This is a genomic window from Streptomyces sp. NPDC058295 (genome assembly GCF_042880655.1).
GTDB classification, from domain to species: Bacteria; Actinomycetota; Actinomycetes; order Streptomycetales; family Streptomycetaceae; genus Streptomyces; species Streptomyces coriariae.
In genome coordinates, this window is sequence record NZ_JBHVYO010000013.1 from 194,893 (window position 1) to 217,038 (window position 22,146).

Below are 22,146 nucleotides of genomic sequence, written 5' to 3' on the forward strand. Positions count from 1 at the left end.
CGGTGACCGAAACACTAGGGCCTGCGCGCTCCGCCGAGCACGCTGCCGCCATGTCAGAAGTCACGACGCCCTCGACGCCCCCGACAGCCGAGAAACCCCCGACACCCGCGACAGCAGCGACACCCACGACCGGGACGCCCCCCGCCGGCTACCTGCGTGTCTTCGCCGTCCGTGAGTTCCGGGCCGTCTTCGCCGCCCATCTGCTGTCGATGCTCGGCGTGATCGTCGCCGAGATCGCGCTGTCCGTCCTCGTCTACGACCTGACCGGCTCGCCGCTGATGAGCGCCCTGGCCTGGGCCCTCGGCTTCCTGCCCTACGTCGTCGGCGGCACCCTGCTCGCCGGGGTCGCCGACCGCTTCCCGGCCCGGCGTGTGCTCGTGGGCTGCGACCTGGTGTGCGCGGTGTGCGTGGTGCCGATGACGGCGCAGGGCGCTCCCCTCGCCGTGCTGCTCGCCCTGCGCTGCTGTCTCGCCGTGGTCTCGCCGATCTTCGCGGGCACCCGGATGGCCACCCTCGCGGACATCCTCGGCGACGGCGACCTGTTCGTCCTCGGCCGCTCCCTGCTGCGCATCACCGCACAGAGCGCGCTGCTCGTCGGCTTCGGTCTCGGCGGCCTGCTGCTCACCGTCGCCTCCCCGCGCCAGGCCCTGCTCGTCACCGTCGGCACCTTCCTCGCCTCCGCCGCACTGCTGAGGCTCGGCACCCGCCGCCGCCCCGCCCGGACAGGGGCCGGCGGCGCCCTGGTCGCGGAGTCCCTCAAGGGCGCCCGGCAGATCCTCGCCGACCGGCGCGTACGGGCGCTGCTGCTGCTCTTCTGGGTGCCGCCGGCCTTCACGGTCGCCCCGGAGGCGCTGTCCGCGCCCTACGCCGACGGCCTCGGCGTCGGCCCCACCGGCCTCGGCCTGCTGATGTGCGCGCTGCCGGTCGGCGCGATCGCCGGCGAGCTGTACGCGGGCTCCCGGCTGCGCCCGGTCACCCGTGAGCGCGTCGCGCTGCCGCTCGTCTGTGTGATCCTGCTGCCCTATCTCGGCTACGCCCTCCACCCCGGCCTCGCCGTCTCGCTGCTCCTGCTGGTGGTCTCGGGCGCCGGGTCGGCGTACACCCTCGGCCTCGACCGGTGGATCGTCCGGGACGTGCCCGAGGAACTGCGCGGACGGGCCATGACGCTGCTCACCGCCGGGCTCATGACGTTCCAGGGGGTCGGCATGGCTCTCGCCGGGGTGGCCGCGGAGCTGGTGGGCGTGGCGGCCGCGGTCACCGGGGCCGGTGCGCTGGGTACGGTCTGCTGCGTACTGGCGGCCCTGGAGGTCCGGCGGACCGAAGGCCGAGACGGGGCTGACCACGATATGACCGGCCGGTAAGGTCTGGAGGCGTGCCGAAACCGCCCAGTCTCCCGTTCGACCCCATCGCCCGCGCCGACGAGCTCTGGAAGCAGCGCTGGGGGAACACGCCGTCCATGGCCGCGATCACCTCGATCATGCGCGCGCACCAGATCCTGCTCGCCGAGGTGGACGCCGTGGTCAAGCCGTACGGCCTGACGTTCGCACGCTTCGAGGCGCTGGTGCTGCTCACCTTCTCCAAGGAGGGCGAGCTGACCATGTCGAAGATCGGTGAGCGCCTCCAGGTGCACCCCACCTCGGTGACGAACACCGTCGACCGCCTGGTGAAGTCGGGCCTGGTGGCCCGGCGGCCCAACCCCAACGACGGCCGCGGCACCCTCGCCGTCATCACCGACAAGGGGCGGGAGGTCGTCGAGGAGGCCACCCGCGACCTGATGGCGATGGACTTCGGCCTCGGGGTGTACGACGCGGAGGAGTGCGGGGAGATCTTCGCGATGCTCCGGCCGCTGCGGGTCGCCGCGCAGGACTTCGACGAGGAGTGACCCGGCTCCGGCAGGGGTGACCCGGGACAAGATCTCCCGGAACGGGTCGTTACGCTCGTCGGCATGAAGAAGAGCGTGCTGACCCGCTACCGCGTCCTGGCCTATGTCACCGGTGTGCTGCTGGTCCTGCTGTGCCTGGGCATGATCGCCAAGTACGGCCTGGACGTCGACGGGGCCGCGGACTTCACCCGCGTCGTCGCCATCGCGCACGGCTGGCTCTACGTCCTCTACCTGGTCTTCGCCTTCGACCTGGGCTCCAAGGCGAAGTGGCCGGTGGGCAAGCAGCTGTGGGTGCTGCTCGCCGGGACCGTTCCGACGGCCGCCTTCTTCGTGGAGCGCAGGATCAGCCGCGAGCTGGAGGGCCGGGTCGCCGACGAGGCCCCGGTGGCCGCCAAGGCCTAGTTCCGGCGCCGTTCCAGGCACCGATTCCGGAGCCGATCCCGCTACCGATTCCGCCGTCGTACCCGTGCCCACGCGCGCGTGTACGGCGGCGTTTCGGTGCTCGGACACGCACAGTTACTAGGATGTCCTACCAATAGCCATCGACATTTACTTGGACGTCCTAGTAAATTTGAGTCATGGACGCTGACGCCATCGAGGAGGGCCGCCGTCGCTGGCAGGCCCGGTACGACGCTTCGCGCAAGCGTGAGGCCGACTTCACCACGCTCTCCGGGGACCCCGTGGAGCCGGCGTACGGGCCCCGGCCCGGTGACACGTACGACGGCTTCGAGCGGATCGGCTGGCCCGGGGAGTACCCCTTCACGCGCGGCCTGTACCCGACCGGCTACCGGGGGCGCACGTGGACCATCCGGCAGTTCGCCGGCTTCGGCAACGCCGAGCAGACCAACGAGCGCTACAAGATGATCCTGGCCAACGGCGGCGGGGGTCTGTCCGTGGCCTTCGACATGCCGACATTGATGGGGCGCGACTCCGACGACCGGCACGCGCTGGGCGAGGTCGGGCACTGCGGGGTCGCCATCGACTCGGCCGCCGACATGGAGGTCCTGTTCAAGGACATCCCGCTGGGTGACGTCACGACCTCCATGACGATCAGCGGGCCGGCCGTCCCGGTCTTCTGCATGTATCTCGTCGCCGCCGAACGGCAGGGCGTCGACCCGGGCCTGCTCAACGGCACGCTCCAGACGGACATCTTCAAGGAGTACATCGCCCAGAAGGAGTGGCTCTTCCAGCCCGAGCCGCATCTGCGTCTCATCGGCGACCTGATGGAGTACTGCGCGGCCGGCATCCCCGCCTACAAGCCGCTCTCCGTCTCCGGCTACCACATCCGCGAGGCCGGCGCGACGGCCGCGCAGGAGCTGGCCTACACGCTGGCGGACGGCTTCGGGTACGTGGAGCTGGGGCTCAGCCGCGGTCTCGACGTGGACGTGTTCGCGCCCGGACTGTCCTTCTTCTTCGACGCGCACGTCGACTTCTTCGAGGAGATCGCCAAGTTCCGCGCGGCGCGCAGGATCTGGGCGCGCTGGATGCGGGACGTCTACGGGGCGAAGTCCGAGAAGGCGCAGTGGCTGCGTTTCCACACCCAGACCGCCGGGGTCTCGCTGACCGCCCAGCAGCCGTACAACAACGTGGTGCGTACGGCCGTGGAGGCCCTCGCGGCGGTGCTCGGCGGGACCAACTCGCTGCACACGAACGCCCTGGACGAGACCCTCGCGCTGCCGAGCGAGCAGGCGGCGGAGATCGCGCTGCGCACCCAGCAGGTGCTGATGGAGGAGACCGGCGTCGCCAACGTCGCCGACCCGCTGGGCGGTTCCTGGTACGTCGAGCAGCTGACGGACCGGATCGAGGCCGACGCCGAGAAGATCTTCGAGCAGATCAGGGAGCGGGGGCTGCGGGCCCACCCCGACGGGCGGCACCCGATCGGACCGATCACCTCCGGGATCCTGCGCGGGATCGAGGACGGCTGGTTCACCGGGGAGATCGCGGAGTCCGCGTTCCAGTACCAACAGGCCGTGGAGAAGGGCGAGAAGCGGGTCGTCGGCGTCAACGCGCACCACGGGTCGGTGACCGGGGACCTGGAGATCCTGCGGGTCAGCCACGAGGTGGAGCGGGAGCAGGTGCGGGCGTTGGGCGCCCGCAGGGCCGCTCGGGACGAGACGGCCGTGCGGGCCGCGCTCACCGCCATGCTGGGCGCGGCTCGTGACGGCTCCAACATGATCGGGCCGATGCTGGACGCGGTGCGGGCCGAGGCCACGCTGGGCGAGATCTGTGACGTGCTGCGGGACGAGTGGGGGGTGTACACCGAGCCCGCGGGGTTCTAGACGGCGCCGGCAGGGGCGTCTGCGAGACGTCGGCGGGGGCGGGGGCGAGCAGCGGCCCCCGCCCTCAGACGTGTTCGCCGGGGAGGTCTTCGGACGGGCCGGTGGACGCGGTCAGGCCCAGCAGCAGGACCCGGGTGAAGCTGCGTACCCACTCCTCGTCCGCGGGTTCCGCGCTGACCAGGGTGCGGTGGACCACCGCACCCGCCACGACGTCGAAGATGAGGTCGACCGTGCGGGCGGCCTCGGCCGGGTCGGTCTGCGGGGGGAGTTCACCGCGCGCCTGGGCGCGGGCGCGGCCCTCCAGCACCAGATCCTTCTGCGGGTCGACGATGGAGGCGCGGATGCGCTCGCGCAGGGCGTCGTCGCGGGTGGACTCGGCGACGGCCGCCATCAGGCCGCTCTTGGCCTCCGGCCGGGCCAGGATCGCCGCGAACTGCAGGACCACACCCTCGATGTCGGCGGCGAGGCTGCCCCGGTCGGGGAGTTCGAGTTCCCCGAAGAGTTCCGCGACCGCGTCGACGACCAGTTCGTTCTTGCCCGCCCAGCGGCGGTAGAGCGTCGTCTTGGCGACCCCGGCGCGTGTCGCCACGTCCCCCAGCGTCAGCTTGGACCAGCCCAGCTCGACCAGCGCCTCCCGAGTCGCGGCCAGGATCGCCGTGTCGGCCGCGGCGCTGCGCGGACGGCCCGTGCGACAGGCGGGGGTGCGGATCTGCATTCCCCGACCATAACCGGCGGTTTGTCATGGGCTTCCGTGAGGGAGATCACCGAGGCGGGGTGTTGCGGAGGCACTCGGTGCCATTACGCTACGACTCGTAGCGAAAGCTCGCGCTGGACGTGCGCGGGCCGTCGGCCCGACAGGGTGCGGGGTGGGGACCCCGGCTCTCGTGTTCGGGATGTTCGGTACGTATTCGGAACGCTTTTCACGCAGGCGCGCGGACGGGGGAGGATAGACGCATGCAGCCACGGAACATGTCCATGAGCGGAGTCGTCGACCTCGCCGCGGTGAAGGCGGCCCAGGAGGCCAAGGCGAAGGCGGAGCAGACGCGCGCCGAAACGGCACGGCAGGGTGGCGCGGGGGCCGTCTCCCCGGCCGATCTCGTCATCGACGTCGATGAGGCGGGCTTCGAGCGGGAGGTCCTTCAGCGGTCCGCCGAGGTGCCCGTCGTCATCGACTTCTGGGCCGAGTGGTGCCAGCCCTGCAAGCAACTGAGCCCCGTCCTCGAGCGGCTCGCCGTCGAGTACAACGGCCGCTTCCTGCTCGCCAAGATCGACGTCGACGCCAATCAGATGCTGATGCAGCAGTTCGGGGTGCAGGGCATCCCGGCCGTCTTCGCGGTCGTCGCGGGGCAGGCGCTGCCGCTCTTCCAGGGGGCCGCCGGCGAAGAGCAGATCCGGCAGACCCTCGACCAGCTGGTGCAGGTCGCCGAGCAGCGGTTCGGGCTCACCGGTCTGACCGTCGACGCCGATGCCGGGCCGGGCGCCGTGGAGGCGGTCGAGGCCGAGCCCGTCGGACCGTACGACGCGCTGCTCGAAGCCGCCGTACAGGCGCTGGACGCCGGTGACTTCGGCGGTGCCGTGCAGGCGTACCGCAATGTGCTCGCCGACGACCCGGGCAACAGCGAGGCCAAGCTCGGGCTCGCGCAGGCCGAGTTGCTCCAGCGGGTGGGCGGTATGGACCCCCAGCAGGTGCGCAAGGACGCCGCCGACAAGCCCGAGAACGCCGAGGCGCAGATCGCCGCGGCCGACCTGGATCTGGTGGGCGGTCATGTCGAGGACGCCTTCGGACGGCTCATCGACACCGTGCGGCGCACGGCCGGTGACGACCGGGAAGCCGTACGGCTGCGGCTGCTCGAACTGTTCGAGGTGGTAGGGCCGGACGACCCCCGGGTCGCGGCGGCCCGGCGAGCGCTGGCGCGCGCCCTCTTCTGATCCGGCGGGCGCCGGGTTCTGACCAGTCACTAAACGTCAGAGCCCGTGGTGCCCGAGTGAAAGTTCTGCCGATGTGGTTCCTCTGCGGCCGCGCTTTACCAAATCTTGGTAATCGCGGCCGCTGTTACTTCAAGTAAGACTCGGGCGTTGTTCTGTCGGATTCTGTCCAGCGATCAACAGCTTTGTCCCGGGCATCGATGACACCCTGTGTTGCCGGTCGAGACCTATGGGTCGTTGTTCGGTTATCCGGCCGTTACTAGCGAGTAACGAACCCCCTTGTGCGGGCGGCGAGAATGCACCACGATCGGCCACGCTCGGTCCAATCCCGTACCCCGACAGCCGGTTGGGTCAACGGGTTTTCCTGGGTCCCCACCGAGCAGAGCCGACGGCAGTGGAGTCGGCTCTCGGACAGGGGGGTCTTCGCTGCGGTGAAGCCTGTCCAGCAAGGTTGTGCGTGATGCGTGTCAGGCGCGACCAGTGGTTGTCGCTCGGGGGTGATCGCCGGTGATCGGTGCGCGGTTCGCGCCTCCGAGAAAGGCGCTCCCCTTCCCGAGGACGTAGCACTTCTCCCATCCCTGCCCGGCTGAGCCGCCGTCCGAGGGGGCCCAGCGGGATCAGGAGATGTACGTCCGAGAAGGAGGAAATATGGAGTCCCAGGTGCGTGGCGGGACCAGATGGAAGCGCTTCGCTGTGGTCATGGTGCCCAGCGTTGCCGCTACGGCATGTATAGGTGTCGCCCTCGCGCAGGGTGCACTGGCCGCGTCGTTCAGCGTGTCCGGTCAGTCGTTCAAGGTGACGGCCGACAAGCTCGAAGGCACGGGCTTCTCGCAGTACGGCGCGATCGACTCGGGTTACACCCTCGACGGCAAGAAGACGGCTCACGCCGTTGCCGTCTCGGCGTTCAAGAGCGCCTCGATCACGAACATGTGCCAGTCCGTGGTCACCCCGAACATCCCGCTGCTCGGTTCCGTCAGCCTCACGCTGAAGGCGGGTGGCGGCGGTAAGCCGGTCGAGGCAGAGAACCTGTACATCGACGTCGAGGACCTGCAGGCGGACGCCGTCTTCAAGGGCATCGACATCGGCGTTGCGGCCAAGGACGCCTCCAAGGGTCCGGGCCTCAAGAGCGGTGACACGGCCAACCCGTACGGGTTCGCCCAGCAGGCGGACTCCGCCACGCTGACCGACGTGAAGCAGACGGCGTGGGCCACCACCGCCGGAACCTTCAAGCTCAGCGGCCTGAAGATGTCGCTGTCGACGGGTGTCAAGGAGTGCTACTAAGCACTCTCTGACGGGCGGGGGGGCCGGTGGCGCCCCCGCCCGTCCAGTCTGAAGCCCGGGGCTTCACCAGCACTTCGACCCACCACCACAGAAACGCCGCACCAGGGAGCTGTTTTCCATGAGCGCCGAGACCCCTGTCGCCCCCGGTCAGTTCACCCGCCGGAGGCAGCAGTTCCGCGCATGGCGGGGCACCAGGCCGTTCTGGGCGGGCCTGTTCGTCCTCCTCGCCGGCTTCCCCATCGCCTACTTCCCTTACGCGCACCTCCAGGTGGGCCACCTGACGCTGGCGATGGCCACCACCGCGGGCGCGGGGTCGCTGATCATCGGCGTGCTGCTGGGCGTACTGGGCATCAGTCTGTGGTTCCAGAAGCACGTACAGGTCTTCGCGGGAGTCGCGGCGATCCTGCTCGGTCTGGTCTCCATCCCGGTGTCGAACCTGGGCGGCTTCCTCATCGGCTTCCTGTTCGCGCTGATCGGCGGGGCGATGGCCGTGTCCTGGGTGCCGGGCACACCGCCCGGCCAGGCTCCGGGGCCGGAAGCCGGTGCGACCGCCGGAGGCGCCCCCGAAGGCGCGTTCCCCGCAACTCCCGCCGACGCGGGCGACCTCACCGAGAACCCGTACAGCACGGGCCCGGCCCCCGTCGAGAAGCCGTCCTTCACGAAGGACGACCACGGGGCGAACGAGCCGCACGATCTGCACGATCTGTCAGGAACGAGCCCGGCCAACGGGGCGAACGGGAGGCACAGTGCCGGCTGACGAGGTTTCCACCGGGAGCGATGTGGACGCTGCCCGCGTGAGAACCACCGGGCCGCGGCACGCGGCACCCAAGAAGCCGATCTTCACCAGGTTCCACATGCCGGCCGGCAAGGCGATAGCCCTGGCGGCCATGCCGACGGCGGTCCTGATGGGCATGGGGTTCACGCCGACCCTTGCCAACGCCGAGGATCAGCCGGCGTCCAAGAGCCTCACGATCGACGAGTACAAGGACTGTGTGGCGGCCCTGGAGGGCGCGGACGCCTCCGCGTCGGCCTCCCCGTCGCCGTCCGCCTCGGCGAGCGCGAGCGAATCGGCCGACGACTCCAAGGACGACTCGAAGGACGACTCCAAGGACGAGTCCACGGACGACTCGAAGGACACGTCGAGCGGCTCGGGCGACACGGGTGACTCCGGTTCGTCGGATTCAGGTTCCGACGACACGGCAGAGCCCGCTCCCGCCGCGTCCTCGGCGGCCGCCGCGCCCGACAAGTCTTCGACGTCCGGTGACACCGCGACGGCGAGCCCCTCGGCCTCCGCGACGGACAAGAACGTCCTGGAGAACATCGGCGACGCCATCACGGACCTCTTCGACGGCAGCGACTCCGACGCGACGGCCGGTACGAGCCCGTCTCCGTCGGCTTCGGCCTCGGCCTCGGAGTCGGCGTCGACCGGCGACTCGTCGTCGGACGCCGGCTCGGGCTCCTCGGACGGTTCCGGCTCCTCCGACTCCGGCAAGGACTCGTCCGGTACCTCCAAGGACACCACCGACGCCGTCACCGACACGGTGAAGGACACCGTCAAGGACACCGCCGACACGGACACCGAGGAGGCCGCCGAGGACACCACGGCCTCGCCGAGTCCCTCGGAGAGCGCCACCACGGACGCCGACGACTGCCCCGCCGCCACGGACGACGAGGGCGGCATCGACAACAAGATCCGGCTGCCCGACGACCCCTGGTACCTGAACGCCAGTTCGCTGCTCCTCAAGGGCGCCGACTACCAGGGCATCGTCAAGGTGAAGACCGCCAACGGCACGGTCAAGGAGGTGCTGAAGTACGTCATCTCCGACGGCACCGACATCGGCGACCTCCACCAGACGGTGGACGACAAGCAGTCCGGCAAGACCTACCACGTGCAGGCGGGCAAGGGCACCACGTCCACCATCCGTGACGGCGACACGATCATGTACACGGAGAGCATCTCCGGCAACCTGTTCGGCCTGATACCGATCACGTTCACCCCGAAGAGCCCGCCGCCGCTGAACATCCCGCTGATCTACTTCACCGACGTGAAGGTCCAGCAGGCGGGCCAGCTCGGCGGCACGCTGACCGTCCCCGGCCTGCACCAGTACACGACCGGCTGAGCCGTACCGGCCGATCGTCCCCAGACCCGTCCGGGAGCCGCAACAAACGCTGAGGGCGCCCCCTGTTCACAGGGGGCGCCCTCAGCGCCGTACGAGCCGCCTCAGGCGGCCGGGGCCGCCCGCTCAGTCGCGGGAGCCGCCACCGAGGTGGTGGACCCGGAGCATGTTGGTGGTGCCGGCCACGCCGGGGGGCGAACCGGCGGTGATGATGACGATCTCGCCCGGGCTGAAGCGGTTGATCTTGGCGATCTGCTGGTCGACCATGTCGACCATCTCGTCGGTGGTGTTCACGAACGGCACGATGTGCGACTCGACGCCCCAGCTGAGCGTCAGCTGGTTGCGGGTGCCCTCGTCGGTGGTGAAGGCGATGATCGGCTGGGCCGCGCGGTAGCGCGAGAGCCGGCGGGCGGTGTCGCCGGACTGGGTGAAGGCCACCAGACCCCGGCCGCCGAGGAAGTCGGAGATCTCGCACGCGGCGCGCGCGATCGAACCACCCTGCGTGCGCGGCTTCTTGCCCGGCACGAGCGGCTGGAGACCCTTGCTGAGCAGCTCCTGCTCGGCCGCGGTGACGATCTTCGACATCGTCTTCACGGTCTCGATCGGATACGCGCCCACGCTCGACTCGGCGGACAGCATGACCGCGTCCGCGCCGTCCAGGATCGCGTTGGCCACGTCGGAGGCCTCGGCGCGGGTCGGACGGGAGTTGGTGATCATCGACTCCATCATCTGGGTCGCCACGATCACCGGCTTGGCGTTACGGCGGCACAGCTCGATGAGGCGCTTCTGCACCATGGGGACCTTCTCGAGCGGGTACTCGACGGCCAGGTCGCCACGGGCCACCATGACGGCGTCGAACGCCGCGACGACGTCCTCCATGTTCTCCACGGCCTGCGGCTTCTCCACCTTGGCGATGACGGGGACCCGGCGGCCCTCCTCGTCCATCACCCGGTGGACGTCGGCCACGTCCTTGGCGTCCCGCACGAAGGACAGCGCGACCAGGTCGGCGCCCATCCGCAGCGCGAACCGCAGGTCCTCGATGTCCTTCTCGCTCAGCGCGGGCACGTTGACGGCCGCGCCGGGCAGGTTGATGCCCTTGTGGTCGGAGATGACACCGCCCTCGATGACGATCGTCTTCACCCGCGGACCCTCGACGTCCAGGACCTTCAGCTCGACGTTGCCGTCGTTGATGAGGATCTGGTCGCCGCGCGAGACGTCGCCCGGCAGACCCTTGTACGTCGTGCCGCAGATCGTCTTGTCGCCGGGGACGTCCTCGGCGGTGATGATGAACTCGTCACCCCGCACCAGCTCGACCGGACCCTCGGCGAAGGTCTCGAGGCGGATCTTCGGGCCCTGGAGGTCGGCGAGGACACCGATGGCCCGGCCGGTCTCCTTGGCGGCGGCCCGGACCCGGTCGTAGCGGCCCTGGTGCTCGGCGTGGGTGCCGTGGCTGAAGTTGAAGCGGGCCACGTTCATGCCGGCCTCGATCAGCGACACGAGCATTTCGTGGGAGTCGACCGCGGGGCCGAGAGTACAGACGATTTTCGAACGGCGCATGGGGCGATCCTATCGGTTTGTTTCGCTACGGAATATTCCGTCTGGTGGAAGATACAAATGAGAGGGGTTGTGCTCAGTTGCTTTCCTGCTCAGTTTGTCTTTTGCACCAGTGCGTAGGTCTGTGTGGCGATCTCCAGTTCCTCGTCCGTCGGCACCACGGCGACCGCCACCCGCGCGCCGGCGGGCGAGATCAGCCGCGGCTCGTCACCGCGTACCGCGTTCAGCTCGTCGTCCACCGCCAGGCCCAGGGAACCCAGGCCCGCAACGGCCGCCTCCCGCACCGGCGCGGCGTTCTCCCCGACCCCGGCGGTGAACGCGACCGCGTCCACGTGCCCGAGTACGGCGTAATAGGCGCCGATGTACTTCTTCAGCCGGTGAATGTAGATGTCGAACGCGAGCTTCGCCCGCTCGTCACCCTCGTCGATCCGGCGCCGGATCTCCCGCATGTCGTTGTCACCGCACAGCCCGATCAGCCCGCTCTTCTTGTTGAGAAGAGTGTCGATTTCATCGATGGACATTTCACCAACACGCGCCAAATGGAAGATGACGGCCGGATCGATGTCCCCGGAGCGCGTACCCATCACGAGCCCCTCCAAGGGCGTCAGCCCCATCGAGGTGTCCACGCACCGGCCCCTCTCGACGGCCGAGGCGGACGCCCCGTTGCCGAGGTGCAGCACGATGACATTCACCTCTTCGGGTGCCTTGCCCAGCAGCTTCGCCGTCGCCCGGGAGACGTACGCGTGCGAGGTCCCGTGGAAGCCGTAGCGCCGCACGCGGTGCGCCTCGGCGGTCTCGACGTCGATCGCGTAGCGGGCCGCCGCCTCCGGCATCGTGGTGTGGAACGCGGTGTCGAAGACGGCGACCTGGGGCAGGTCGGGACGCAGGGCCGTCGCGGTGCGGATGCCGGTGAGGTTGGCCGGGTTGTGCAGCGGGGCGACCGGGATCAGCCGCTCGATCTCGGCGAGGACGGCGTCGTCGATCACGGTCGGCTCGGTGAAGTGCTTGCCGCCGTGCACGACCCGGTGCCCGATGGCGGCGAGTTCGGGGGAGTCGAGGCCGAGCCCGTCCTTCGCGAGCTCCTCCGCCACGGCCTTCAGCGCTGCGTCGTGGTCGGCGATCGGCCCGGTCCACTCCCGGCTCTCCCCGCCGGTCGCGAGGGGCGTGTGCTTGAGCCGGGAGGGCTGCTCGCCGATCCGCTCGACGAGCCCGTTCGCCAGCCGGCCGCTGTCCCGCATGTCGAGCAGCTGGTACTTCACCGACGAGGAGCCGGAGTTGAGGACGAGGACACGGGTTGCCGTCACTGCTGGGAAGCCTTCTCGCTCGGGGTCTGGGCCTGGATCGCCGTGATGGCGACGGTGTTGACGATGTCCTGGACCAGGGCGCCCCGGGACAGGTCGTTGACCGGCTTGCGCAGGCCCTGGAGCACCGGCCCGACCGCGATCGCGCCGGCCGAACGCTGCACGGCCTTGTAGGTGTTGTTGCCGGTGTTGAGGTCCGGGAAGATCAACACGCTGGCCTGACCGGCGACTTCGGAGTCCGGCAGCTTGGTCGCGGCGACGGTCGGCTCCACGGCGGCGTCGTACTGGATCGGCCCCTCGATCCTCAGGTCGGGGCGCCGCTCGCGGACGAGCTTCGTCGCCTCCCGCACCTTGTCGACGTCGGCGCCCGAGCCGGACGTACCGGTGGAGTACGACAGCATCGCGATCCGCGGCTCCACACCGAACTGGGCGGCGGTCGCGGCCGCCTGGATGGCGATGTCGGCGAGCTGCTCGGCGTTCGGGTCCGGGTTCACGGCACAGTCGCCGTACACGAGGACCTTGTCGGCCAGGCACATGAAGAAGACGGACGAGACGATGTCGGCGTCCGGCTTGGTCTTGATGATCTCGAAGGCCGGCCGGATGGTGGCTGCCGTGGAGTGCACCGACCCGGAGACCATGCCGTCGGCGAGGCCCTCCTGGACCATGAGCGTGCCGAAGTAGTTCACGTCCGAGACGACGTCGTACGCCAGCTCCACCGTGACACCCTTGTGGGCCCGCAGCCGGGCGTACTTCTCGGCGAAGGAGTCGCGCAGCTCGGAGGTGGCCGGGTCGATCAGCGAGCAGTCGCCGAGGTCGATGCCGAGGTCGGCGGCCTTCTTGCGGATCTGGTCGACCGGCCCGAGGAGCGTCAGGTCGCAGACGCCCCGGCGCAGCAGCACCTCGGCCGCGTGCAGCACACGCTCCTCGGTCCCCTCCGGAAGGACGACCCGGCGCTTGTCGACGCGGGCCCGCTCCAGGAGCTTGTGCTCGAACATCATCGGCGTGACGCGGTCGGTGCTCGGCGCGGAGACACGGCGGAGCAGATCGACCGTGTCCACGTGCCGCTCGAACAGCCCCAGCGCGGTCTCGGCCTTGCGCGGGGTGGCCGCGTTCAGCTTGCCCTCGAGGGAGAACAGCTGCTCGGCGGTGAGGAAGCTGTTGCCGGGCACCGAGACGACGGGCGTACCGGGGGCGAGGCGGGCGGCGAGGGTGAGGACCTCGGGGCTCGGCACCTCGTCGAGGGTGAGCAGCAGTCCGGCTATCGGCGGGGTGCCGGCGCTGTGCGCGGCCAGCGAGCCGATGACCAGGTCGGCGCGGTCTCCCGGGGTGACGACCAGGCAGCCCGGGGTCAGCGCGTTGAGGAAGTTCGGCAGCATCGCCCCGCCGAAGACGAAGTCGAGCGCGTCACGGGCCAGCCCGGAGTCGTCGCCGAGCAGCACCTTCGCGCCCAGCGCGTGGCTGATCTGCGCGACGGTCGGCGCGGAGAGCGCGGGCTCGTCGGGCAGCACGTAACAGGGCACGGGCAGCCGGGTCGCGAGCCGGGCGGCGATCTCCTCCCGGTCGTCCGGGGCCACCCGGTTGGTCACCACGGCGAGGACGTCGCAGCCGAGGACCTGGTACGCCCGGTAGGCGTTGCGGGTCTCCGCGAACACCGACTCGACCGTCTGCTTGCGGCCGCCGACGACCGGGATCACGGACGCGCCGAACTCGTTCGCGAGGCGCGCGTTGAGGGCGAGTTCGTCCGGGAACTGGGTGTCGGCGTAGTCCGTTCCCAGGACGAGGACGACGTCGTAGTCGCGGGCGACGCGGTGGAACCGCTCGACGAGGGTGGAGACCAGTTCGTCCGTCCCCTGCTCCGCCTGCAGGGCGGAGGCCTCGTGGTAGTCCATGCCGTAGACGGTGGCCGGATCCTGCGCCAGCCGGTAGCGCGCACGCAGCAGCTCGAAGAGCCGGTCGGGCCCGTCATGGACGAGGGGACGGAAGACGCCCACCCGGTCGACCTGCCGGGTCAGGAGCTCCATGACCCCCAGCTCGACGACCTGACGGCCGTCGCCGCGGTCGATTCCGGTCACGTACACGCTGCGGGTCACGCGAGCTCTCCGTCTCTGTACAAGGGTGAGGGCACGGGGCACAAAAATCGCCCACCTAGGTGAGCAGATCCCTCTTGACAATACCTCTGGCCGTAGTTAAGGCGCCCGTCAAGAGACAGCCCGCTCGGCGGCGTGAAACAATCGAATCTGGCTCACCGGTACCAACAGCGAGCAGGAGACACAGCACGATGCGCATCGGAGTTCTCACCGCAGGTGGCGACTGTCCCGGCCTGAACGCAGTGATCCGGTCGGTCGTGCACCGCGCCGTCGACAACTACGGCGACGAGGTGATCGGCTTCGAGGACGGTTACGCGGGTCTGCTGGACGGCCGTTACCGCGGCCTCGACCTCAACGCCGTGAGCGGCATCCTGGCCCGCGGCGGCACCATTCTCGGCTCGTCCCGCCTGGAGCGCGACCGGCTGCGCGAGGCCTGCGAGAGCGCCTCCGACATGATCCACGACTTCGGCATCGACGCGCTGATCCCGATCGGCGGCGAGGGCACGCTGACGGCGGCGCGGATGCTGTCGGACGCCGGCCTGCCGGTGGTGGGCGTGCCGAAGACGATCGACAACGACATCTCGTCGACGGACCGCACCTTCGGCTTCGACACGGCGGTGGGCGTCGCGACGGAGGCGATGGACCGCCTCAAGACCACGGCGGAGTCCCACCAGCGGGTGATGGTGGTCGAGGTCATGGGTCGGCACGCGGGCTGGATCGCGCTGGAGTCCGGCATGGCCGCGGGCGCGCACGGGATCTGCCTGCCGGAGCGCCCCTTCGACCCCGCCGACCTGGTGAAGATGGTCGAGGAGCGGTTCGCGCGCGGCAAGAAGTTCGCGGTGATCTGCGTCGCGGAGGGCGCGCACCCGGCCGACGGCACCATGGACTACAGCAAGGGCGCGATCGACCAGTTCGGTCACGAGCGCTTCCAGGGCATCGGCACGGCGCTGGCCTACGAGCTGGAGAAGCGGCTCGGCAAGGAGGCCCGACCGGTGATTCTCGGCCACGTCCAGCGTGGCGGTGTCCCGACGGCGTACGACCGTGTCCTGGCGACCCGCTTCGGCTGGCATGCGGTCGAGGCGGCGCACCGGGGCCAGTTCGGGCGGATGACCGCGCTGCGCGGGACGGACGTGGTGATGGTGCCGCTGGCGGAGGCGGTCACCGAGCTGAAGACGGTCCCGAAGGACCGGATCGTCGAGGCGGAGTCGGTCTTCTAGGCCGGGCCCCGGGGCGCCGGCTTCGCGGACCCGACCTGGACCCGACCTGGGCGGTCCGGTGCTCGAGGCTCGTCCAGAAGGCGTCGACGATCCGGTCGAGGAAGTCCCGCCCGGCGTCGCTCGCCTCACCGGCCGCGCTGCCGCCGCCCCAGCTCAGCGTGGCGACCATCTGCCCCTGGTAGTCCTGGTGCAGCTCCTGGAGGGTCTCCTCCAGGAGCCGCCGGTCCAGGGGCACGATCCTGCCCACGGGCCTGACGTACGCCTGCCAGCGGGTGCGGGCGGCGGTGCGCAGCAGGTCCGCCAGCTTGGCTTCGAGGCCGGTGACGGTGACCAGGTCGGGCAGCGAGAGGTCGAGCAGCTCGGCGAGGGCCGCGGACTGCCGGTCCGTGCCGCGCCACTGCCCGCTCTCCTCCATCCGCGTGTACGCCAGGAACTCGTGCCCCACGGCCCGGGCGACGTCCTCCGGGGCGAAGCCCTGGGCGACGCGGTGTTCGCGCAGGGTGCGCGGCCTGCCGATCAGTTCACCCGGAGAACACCACAACACGCCCGCGAGAGCGGTGAGTTCGGGGTGCGTGGGGGTGAGTGCCCCGCGTTCCCAGGCGATGACGAGATCGGGGGTGGCGTGCGGCAGGGCGTAGGAGGCGCGCAGTCCGTGGGCGACGTGGTCCGGGGTCATACCGAGGGCGGCGCGGAGCCTGCGGGCGGCGGGAGCGTTGAAGGGGGGACCTGGCTGACGGGTGTGGGCTGGAGGTCTGGGCACGGGGGACAAGGTAGGGGGCGCAGGGTGCGATGACTACAGGGTGTTTGGACACAGTCACGGGTTGTAGGAACCTACGGTGGTGACCGGTCGGTCAGTTGTGCCGGGTGATCTTTCCGACGACCGGCCCGTAGTAGGTACCGCCCTGGAAGGTGATGGTGTCGCCGCCCGAGCCGGCACCTGAGCCCGAGTTTGGGCCTGCGCCTCCACCCGGGCCTGTACCCGCGCCGGGTCGGGGCTCCTCCTGGGTGCCGGGGGAGTTCCGTGGGCGTGGGTCGTGCTTGCGCAGGACCGCCAGCGCGACCTTGGCCGCCTGCCCCGCCGCCAGCTCCTGCGAGCCCTCCGCGTCGGCCGTGCCCTTCCCGGCGTCGGCGAGGTCGCTGATGCCCCGGATGACGAGGGCGTCCAGCCGGCCGCTGAGATGCGCCGCGTGGGACGCCCCGGAGCCCTCCATCTCGATGGCGTACGCGTCGTCGTACGTCCGTCGGATGTGATCCCGCAGCGCGGACCGCTCGTCGGCCAGCACGACGTCCCCGCAGGCGATCGGCTTGCGGTGGGCCCGCACCCCGTCCAGGTCCCGCAGCGCCGAGCGGGCCGCCTGGACCAGGCGGTGCGAGCCGTGCCATGCCTCGGGACGGGCCAGGAAACCCCCCGGGGTCTGCTTGCCGCCGTGGACGGCGTAGACCTTGGTGCCGACGACGACGTCACCGAGCCGCAGGTCGTCCTTGAGGCCGCCCGCGACGCCCACGAAGAGCAGGCACTCGGGGGCGAGCGCGGACACGATACGGCTGGTGAGCGCGGCCGTGGTCAGGGCGCCCTCGCCGAGCTCGGCGAGCGCCACCGTCCAGCCCGTACCGGAGAGCCGGCCCTGTTCGAGACGGGTTCCGTCGTCGAGGACGACTTCGTCGAGGGATTCCAGGAGGGCGCGCACGGCGTCGTACTCGACGGGAAGCGCGGTGAGGACCACGGCGAGGGGTTCGGTCTCGGGCACCCCTTTAAGGTACTGCCAGGATCATCGGGGGAAGGGGCGGTCGCCATGGCCGAACAGGACGTCAGCGTCGGGCAGTTGCTGCTCGCCGAGTACCAGAGCATCAAGGACGAGCAGAAGGCGCGGATCGGGTTCCGGGACAACCTGCTGTACGTGACCCTGGCGGTGGTGGCGGCGGTGATCGCCGCGGCGGCCCAGGCCGAACAGACGTCGATGCTGCTGGCGTTGCCGCCGGTGTGCGTGGTGCTGGGATGGACCTACCTGGTCAACGACGAGAAGATCTCGGCCGTCGGGCGTTATGTGCGCCAGGAGTTGGCGCCGAGACTCGCCGAACTGGCCGGGACCGAGGTGGCGTTCCGGTGGGAGACCTACCACCGGGTCGGCCCCGGGCGGATCTCCCGGAAGATCGCGCAGTGCGTGGTCGATCTGCTGGCGTTCTGTGTCGTGCCGACGGCCGCGCTGATCGTGTACTGGGGCGGGGGACAGGTGTCGGCGGGGCTGCTGGTGCTGTCCGTGGCCGAGGCGGGAGCGGTGGCGGGGCTGGGCGTGTTCGTCGTGCGGTACGCGGTGCCGTTCGGGGGCGGAGGTGAGTGAGGGTGGTGGCGGTGCGTGAGGTCGCGGCGGTGAGTGAGGGTGGTGGCGGTGAGTGAGGGTGGTGGCGGGAGTGGGGGTGGTGGCGGTGAGGGCGCGGAGGTCACTTCCCGCGGGCCGCACGCACCCAGCGGTAGACCAGTTCCGGCCTCCCCACCTGCCCGTACAGCGGCTTCCGCTCGGCCCTCCCCGCCTCCACCAGATGCTCCAGATACCGGCGGGCCGTGATGCGTGAGATGCCCACCGACTCGGCGACCCCCGCCGCGGTCAGCCCCTGCTCCGCCTCCCGTACGGTCTCCGTCACCCGCTCCAGCGTGGGCGCGCTCAGCCCCTTGGGCAGCGCGGCGGGTCCCGGCGCGCGCAGGGTCGCCAGCGCCCGGTCGACCTCGTCCTGGCCGCTCGCCTCACCCGCGGCCCCCCGGAACTCGGCGTACCGCACCAGCCGGTCCCGCAGCGTGGCGAAGGTGAAGGGCTTCAGTACGTACTGCACGACGCCGAGTGACACGCCCTCCCGCACCACCGTCAGGTCCCGTGCCGACGTCACCGCTATCACGTCCGCGTGATACCCCGCCGCCCGCAGCGAGCGGGCCAGCTGGAGCCCGTGCGCGTCGGGCAGGTGCAGGTCCAGCAGCAGCAGGTCGACCGGCGTGCGGTCGAGCAGCCGCCGGGCCTCCGCGCCGGTGTGCGCCTTGCCCACCGCGACGAACCCCGGCACCCGGCCCACGTACATCACATGGGCGTCCGCGGCGACCGGATCGTCCTCCACGACCAGCACTCTGATCGGCTCTTCGCTCGTCATCCCTTGCCTCCAGACCCCGACGCGGACCCGGTGGTACCGGACGCGACGGCACCGGAGGCCGCCGTCGTCGGCAACGGCAGGCGCACCAGGAACTCCGCCCCGCCGCCCGCGGCCTCCGCCACCGACAGCGTCCCGTCGTGCCGCTGCACCGCCTGCCGGACCAGTGCCAGCCCGAGGCCCCGCCCGCCCGGCCCGGCCGGCTTCGTCGAGAAGCCGCGTTCGAAGACCAGGGTGGCGTGCGCGGGATCCACTCCCGCTCCCGTGTCCGCCACCCGCAGCAGCAGCTCGGCGCCCTCCGTGGCGGCGGTCACCGTCACCTGCGCCCGGGTGCTGCCCTGGGCCGCGTCCACCGCGTTGTCGATGAGGTTGCCCAGGATCGTCACCAGATCCCTGGCAGGGAGCGACTCCGGCAGCAGACCGTCGTCCAGGCTGCTCTCCTGCGACACCACCAGCTCCACGCCTCGCTCGTTCGCCTGGGCCGTCTTGCCCAGCAGCAGGGCCGCCAGGACCGGCTCGCTGACCGCCGCGACCACCTGGTCGGTCAGCGCCTGGGCCAGTTCCAGTTCCGCCGTGGCGAAGTCCACCGCCTCCTCCGCCCGGCCCAGCTCGATCAGCGACACCACCGTGTGCAGCCGGTTCGCAGCCTCGTGGGCCTGTGAGCGCAGTGCCTGCGTGAAGCCGCGTTCGGAGTCCAACTCGCCCATCACGGACTGGAGTTCGGTCACATCGCGCAGGGTGACCACACTGCCCCGGCGCTCGCCGCCCGAGACCGGGGAGGTGTTCACCACGAGCACCCGGTCCGCCGTCAGGTGCACCTCGTCCACCCGGGGCTCCGAGGAGAGCAGCGCACCCGTCAGCGGGGCCGGCAGACCCAGTTCCGCGACCGACATGCCCACCACCTCTCCCGAGACGCCCAGCAGCTCCCGGCCCCCGTCGTTGATCAGCGCCACCTTGTACTGTCCGTCCAGCATCAGCAACCCCTCCCGCACCGCGTGCAGTGCGGCCTGGTGGTAGTCGTGCATATGGCTCAGCTCGGCCGCGTTCATGCCATGGGTGTGGCGGCGCAGGGACGCGTTGATGACGTACGTGCCGATCGCGCCGAGGGCGAGGGCGCCGCCGGCCACCGCGAACAGGGCCGTCACCTGGTCCTGCACCCGCTTGCTGATGGACTCGACCTTGATCCCCGCGCTGACCAGGCCGATGATCGTGCCGTCGTCCTCGATCGGGGTGACCGCGCGGACGGACGCGCCGAGGGTGCCGGTGTAGGTCTCGGTGAAGGTGTCGCCCCGCAGGGCCTGCGCCGTGTTGCCGCGGAAGCGCTGGCCGATCTGGGTCTTGTCCGGATGGGTCCAGCGAATGCCCTCGGGATTCATGATCGTGACGAAGTCGACCTCCGTGTCCCTCATGACCCGCAGGGCGTAGGGCTGGAGCTCGGCGGTGGGCTTCGCGGTCCGGATCGCCGCGCGCACGGAGGGCGAGTCGGCGACCGAGCGGGCCACGGCCGTGGCCTGGCGGCCCGCCGCCTCCTCGGCCTGGGTGCGGTCGCTGACGTAGGTGAACAGCGCGTATCCCGCGACGAGCACCGCTATCAGCACCGCCTGCATGGCGAAGAGCTGGCCGGCCAGGCTGCGGGGTCTCGGCAGAGCGGGGATGCGCATGTCGTCAGTGTGCCCCCGGTGTTAAGTGTGAACTAAATGAACGGAAGGGTGACCGCCCTCACAGGGCGGGAGATAGTCACGGCAATCCCCCATGAACCCCGGACGTGAGCCGCACGCCGGTGATGCCGACGAAGACGTCAAGGAGGGCAGCCGTGGCCGCCAGCACCTCACATACGGCACCTGCCGCACCCGCCGCGAAGCGGGACCGCACCCACTACCTGTACATCGCGGTGATCGTCGCGGTGGCGCTCGGCATCGCCGTGGGCCTGATCTGGCCCGACGCGGGAGTCGAGCTCAAGCCCCTGGGCACAGGCTTCGTGAACCTGATCAAGATGATGATCTCGCCGATCATCTTCTGCACGATCGTGCTGGGCATCGGATCCGTCCGGAAGGCGGCCAAGGTCGGCGCCGTCGGCGGTATCGCGCTCGGCTACTTCACGGTGATGTCGCTCGTCGCCCTCACCATCGGTCTCGTCGTCGGCAACGTCCTGCACCCGGGCGACGGAATGCACCTCACCGACGCGATCAAGGCGTCCGGCCATGACCAGGTGTCCGCCGACGCGCTGCCGCCGGTCGACTTCGTGCTGTCGATCATCCCGCTCACCTTCGTCTCCGCCTTCACCGAGGGGCAGGTGCTGCAGACGCTGCTCGTCGCGCTGCTCGCCGGGTTCGCCCTGCAGGCCATGGGGCCGGTCGGCCAGCCGGTACTGCGCGGTGTCGAGCACATCCAGCGACTCGTCTTCCGCATCCTCGCGATGGTCATGTGGGCGGCCCCGATCGGCGCGTTCGGCGCCATCGCCGCGGTGGTCGGTTCGGCCGGTGTGGACGCACTGAAGAGCCTCGCCGTCCTGATGCTCGGCTTCTACGCGACCTGCTTCCTGTTCGTCTTCATCGTGCTCGCCGCGCTGCTGCGGGCCTTCACCGGCCTGAACATCCTCAAGCTCTTCAAGTACCTGGCCCGTGAGTTCCTGCTGATCCTGTCCACCTCCTCCTCCGAGTCCGCGCTGCCGCGGCTCATCGCGAAGATGGAGCACCTGGGCGTCAGCAAGCCCGTCGTCGGCATCACCGTCCCGACCGGCTACTCCTTCAACCTCGACGGCACCATGATCTACATGACCATGGCGTCGCTCTACATCGCCGACGCCATGGGCACCCCGATGTCGATCGGCGAGCAGATCCCGCTGCTGCTCTTCCTGCTCCTCGCCTCCAAGGGCGCGGCCGGTGTCAGCGGCGCCGGTCTGGCCACCCTGGCCGGTGGTCTCCAGTCGCACAAGCCCGCCCTGGTGGACGGCATCGGCCTCATCGTCGGCATCGACCGCTTCATGAGCGAGGCCCGCGCCCTCACCAACTTCGCCGGCAACGCCGTCGCCACGGTCCTGATCGGCACATGGACCAAGGAGATCGACAAGGAGCGGGTCCAGCTGGTGCTCGCCGGCGGCCTGCCCTTCGACGAGAAGACCCTGCTCGACGACGACGCCGACGGCGCCGAGTCGGCCGCCCCGGCGGACGTCCCCGAGCAGCGCGAGGGCGGCGAGAAGGAACTCGCCAAGGCCTAGTCCTCCCGACTCCGGGTGTCCGGCTCCGCCTGAACCGGGGCCGGACACCCGGGCCACCACCCCACCCTCTCCGGGCGGCCGAGCACTCCCCCGTGGCTCGGCCGCCCGGTCTCTTTGTCCCGGGCCCCCGGCCCCGGCAGCGCCCCGCTAAGC

Annotated in this window: 19 protein-coding genes; 11 read left to right on the forward strand and 8 right to left on the reverse strand. The window is 70.3% G+C overall.

What is annotated here, in order from left to right; translation table 11 throughout:
* Positions 1 to 50: 50 nt before the first annotated feature.
* From ACFVYS_RS16775 to ACFVYS_RS16790, 4 genes are all read left to right on the forward strand, one after another.
* Complete coding sequence (locus ACFVYS_RS16775) at positions 51 to 1,361, forward strand: MFS transporter (RefSeq protein WP_389502684.1); 1,311 nt, start codon at positions 51 to 53, stop codon at positions 1,359 to 1,361.
* Positions 1,362 to 1,372: 11 nt separating this feature from the next.
* The gene (locus ACFVYS_RS16780; RefSeq protein WP_020131140.1) at positions 1,373 to 1,882 is read left to right on the forward strand and encodes a MarR family winged helix-turn-helix transcriptional regulator; all 510 of its coding nucleotides are present in this window, start codon (positions 1,373 to 1,375) and stop codon (positions 1,880 to 1,882) included.
* Between the two features lie 63 nt (positions 1,883 to 1,945).
* The gene (locus tag ACFVYS_RS16785; RefSeq protein ID WP_020131139.1) at positions 1,946 to 2,284 is read left to right on the forward strand and encodes a DUF3817 domain-containing protein; all 339 of its coding nucleotides are present in this window, start codon (positions 1,946 to 1,948) and stop codon (positions 2,282 to 2,284) included.
* Positions 2,285 to 2,460: 176 nt separating this feature from the next.
* A complete protein-coding gene (locus ACFVYS_RS16790; RefSeq protein WP_389502686.1) occupies positions 2,461 to 4,161 on the forward strand; it encodes a methylmalonyl-CoA mutase in 1,701 nt (566 codons plus the stop codon).
* Between the two features lie 64 nt (positions 4,162 to 4,225).
* On the opposite strand, the gene ACFVYS_RS16795 is transcribed toward ACFVYS_RS16790, so the two are convergent.
* Positions 4,226 to 4,876, reverse strand: a complete 651-nt coding sequence (locus tag ACFVYS_RS16795; protein WP_389502687.1) for a TetR/AcrR family transcriptional regulator — start codon at positions 4,874 to 4,876, stop codon at positions 4,226 to 4,228.
* 239 nt (positions 4,877 to 5,115) lie between these two features.
* Between ACFVYS_RS16795 and ACFVYS_RS16800 the strand changes: the two genes are divergently transcribed.
* The 4 genes from ACFVYS_RS16800 (at position 5,116) to ACFVYS_RS16815 (ending at position 9,488) form a co-directional block, all read left to right on the forward strand.
* Complete coding sequence (locus ACFVYS_RS16800) at positions 5,116 to 6,090, forward strand: tetratricopeptide repeat protein (RefSeq protein WP_389502689.1); 975 nt, start codon at positions 5,116 to 5,118, stop codon at positions 6,088 to 6,090.
* Positions 6,091 to 6,735: 645 nt separating this feature from the next.
* The gene (locus tag ACFVYS_RS16805; RefSeq protein WP_054239872.1) at positions 6,736 to 7,368 is read left to right on the forward strand and encodes a DUF6230 family protein; all 633 of its coding nucleotides are present in this window, start codon (positions 6,736 to 6,738) and stop codon (positions 7,366 to 7,368) included.
* 118 nt (positions 7,369 to 7,486) lie between these two features.
* The gene (locus ACFVYS_RS16810; RefSeq protein ID WP_389502691.1) at positions 7,487 to 8,125 is read left to right on the forward strand and encodes a DUF6114 domain-containing protein; all 639 of its coding nucleotides are present in this window, start codon (positions 7,487 to 7,489) and stop codon (positions 8,123 to 8,125) included.
* Positions 8,115 to 9,488 (forward strand): hypothetical protein, encoded by a 1,374-nt coding sequence (locus ACFVYS_RS16815; RefSeq protein ID WP_389502693.1) that lies wholly within the window; start codon positions 8,115 to 8,117, stop codon positions 9,486 to 9,488. The genes ACFVYS_RS16810 and ACFVYS_RS16815 overlap by 11 nt, the downstream gene beginning before the upstream one ends.
* Before the next feature lie 123 nt (positions 9,489 to 9,611).
* Here the strand turns inward: ACFVYS_RS16815 and pyk are convergent, their stop codons facing one another.
* The 3 genes from pyk to pta all read right to left on the reverse strand — a co-directional run bounded on the left by pyk (position 9,612) and on the right by pta (position 14,430).
* Positions 9,612 to 11,042, reverse strand: coding sequence for a pyruvate kinase (gene pyk / locus ACFVYS_RS16820; protein ID WP_389502695.1), 1,431 nt, complete (start codon positions 11,040 to 11,042; stop codon positions 9,612 to 9,614).
* A gap of 89 nt (positions 11,043 to 11,131) precedes the next feature.
* The gene (locus ACFVYS_RS16825) at positions 11,132 to 12,343 is read right to left on the reverse strand and encodes an acetate kinase (RefSeq protein WP_389502697.1); all 1,212 of its coding nucleotides are present in this window, start codon (positions 12,341 to 12,343) and stop codon (positions 11,132 to 11,134) included.
* Positions 12,340 to 14,430 carry a phosphate acetyltransferase gene (gene pta, locus ACFVYS_RS16830; protein ID WP_389502699.1) on the reverse strand — a complete coding sequence of 697 codons (2,091 nt, stop codon included), beginning with the start codon at positions 14,428 to 14,430 and terminating at the stop codon, positions 12,340 to 12,342. Before pta ends, ACFVYS_RS16825 begins: the two co-directional genes overlap by 4 nt.
* 188 nt (positions 14,431 to 14,618) lie before the next feature.
* Here pta and ACFVYS_RS16835 point away from each other — a divergent pair, with 188 nt between their 5' ends.
* Positions 14,619 to 15,644 (forward strand): ATP-dependent 6-phosphofructokinase, encoded by a 1,026-nt coding sequence (locus ACFVYS_RS16835; RefSeq protein ID WP_054239866.1) that lies wholly within the window; start codon positions 14,619 to 14,621, stop codon positions 15,642 to 15,644.
* Here the strand turns inward: ACFVYS_RS16835 and ACFVYS_RS16840 are convergent.
* Together ACFVYS_RS16840 and ACFVYS_RS16845 are read right to left on the reverse strand one after the other, a co-directional pair.
* A complete protein-coding gene (locus ACFVYS_RS16840) occupies positions 15,586 to 16,404 on the reverse strand; it encodes an XRE family transcriptional regulator (protein WP_389502701.1) in 819 nt (272 codons plus the stop codon). The genes ACFVYS_RS16835 and ACFVYS_RS16840 overlap by 59 nt on opposite strands.
* Positions 16,405 to 16,495: 91 nt before the next feature.
* Positions 16,496 to 17,392 (reverse strand): 5'-methylthioadenosine/S-adenosylhomocysteine nucleosidase, encoded by an 897-nt coding sequence (locus tag ACFVYS_RS16845; RefSeq protein ID WP_389502703.1) that lies wholly within the window; start codon positions 17,390 to 17,392, stop codon positions 16,496 to 16,498.
* Between the two features lie 45 nt (positions 17,393 to 17,437).
* Here ACFVYS_RS16845 and ACFVYS_RS16850 point away from each other — a divergent pair, with 45 nt between their 5' ends.
* The gene (locus ACFVYS_RS16850) at positions 17,438 to 17,983 is read left to right on the forward strand and encodes a hypothetical protein (RefSeq protein WP_389502705.1); all 546 of its coding nucleotides are present in this window, start codon (positions 17,438 to 17,440) and stop codon (positions 17,981 to 17,983) included.
* 100 nt (positions 17,984 to 18,083) lie between these two features.
* Here the strand turns inward: ACFVYS_RS16850 and ACFVYS_RS16855 are convergent, their stop codons facing one another.
* Positions 18,084 to 18,779 carry a response regulator gene (locus tag ACFVYS_RS16855; protein WP_389502707.1) on the reverse strand — a complete coding sequence of 232 codons (696 nt, stop codon included), beginning with the start codon at positions 18,777 to 18,779 and terminating at the stop codon, positions 18,084 to 18,086.
* Positions 18,776 to 20,437: an ATP-binding protein gene (locus ACFVYS_RS16860; RefSeq protein ID WP_389502709.1), complete on the reverse strand. Its 1,662-nt coding sequence runs from the start codon at positions 20,435 to 20,437 to the stop codon at positions 18,776 to 18,778. Before ACFVYS_RS16860 ends, ACFVYS_RS16855 begins: the two co-directional genes overlap by 4 nt.
* Positions 20,438 to 20,559: 122 nt before the next feature.
* On the opposite strand from ACFVYS_RS16860, the gene ACFVYS_RS16865 reads away from it, so the two are divergent.
* Positions 20,560 to 21,993, forward strand: coding sequence for a cation:dicarboxylate symporter family transporter (locus ACFVYS_RS16865; protein WP_389502734.1), 1,434 nt, complete (start codon positions 20,560 to 20,562; stop codon positions 21,991 to 21,993).
* Positions 21,994 to 22,146: the final 153 nt, after the last annotated feature.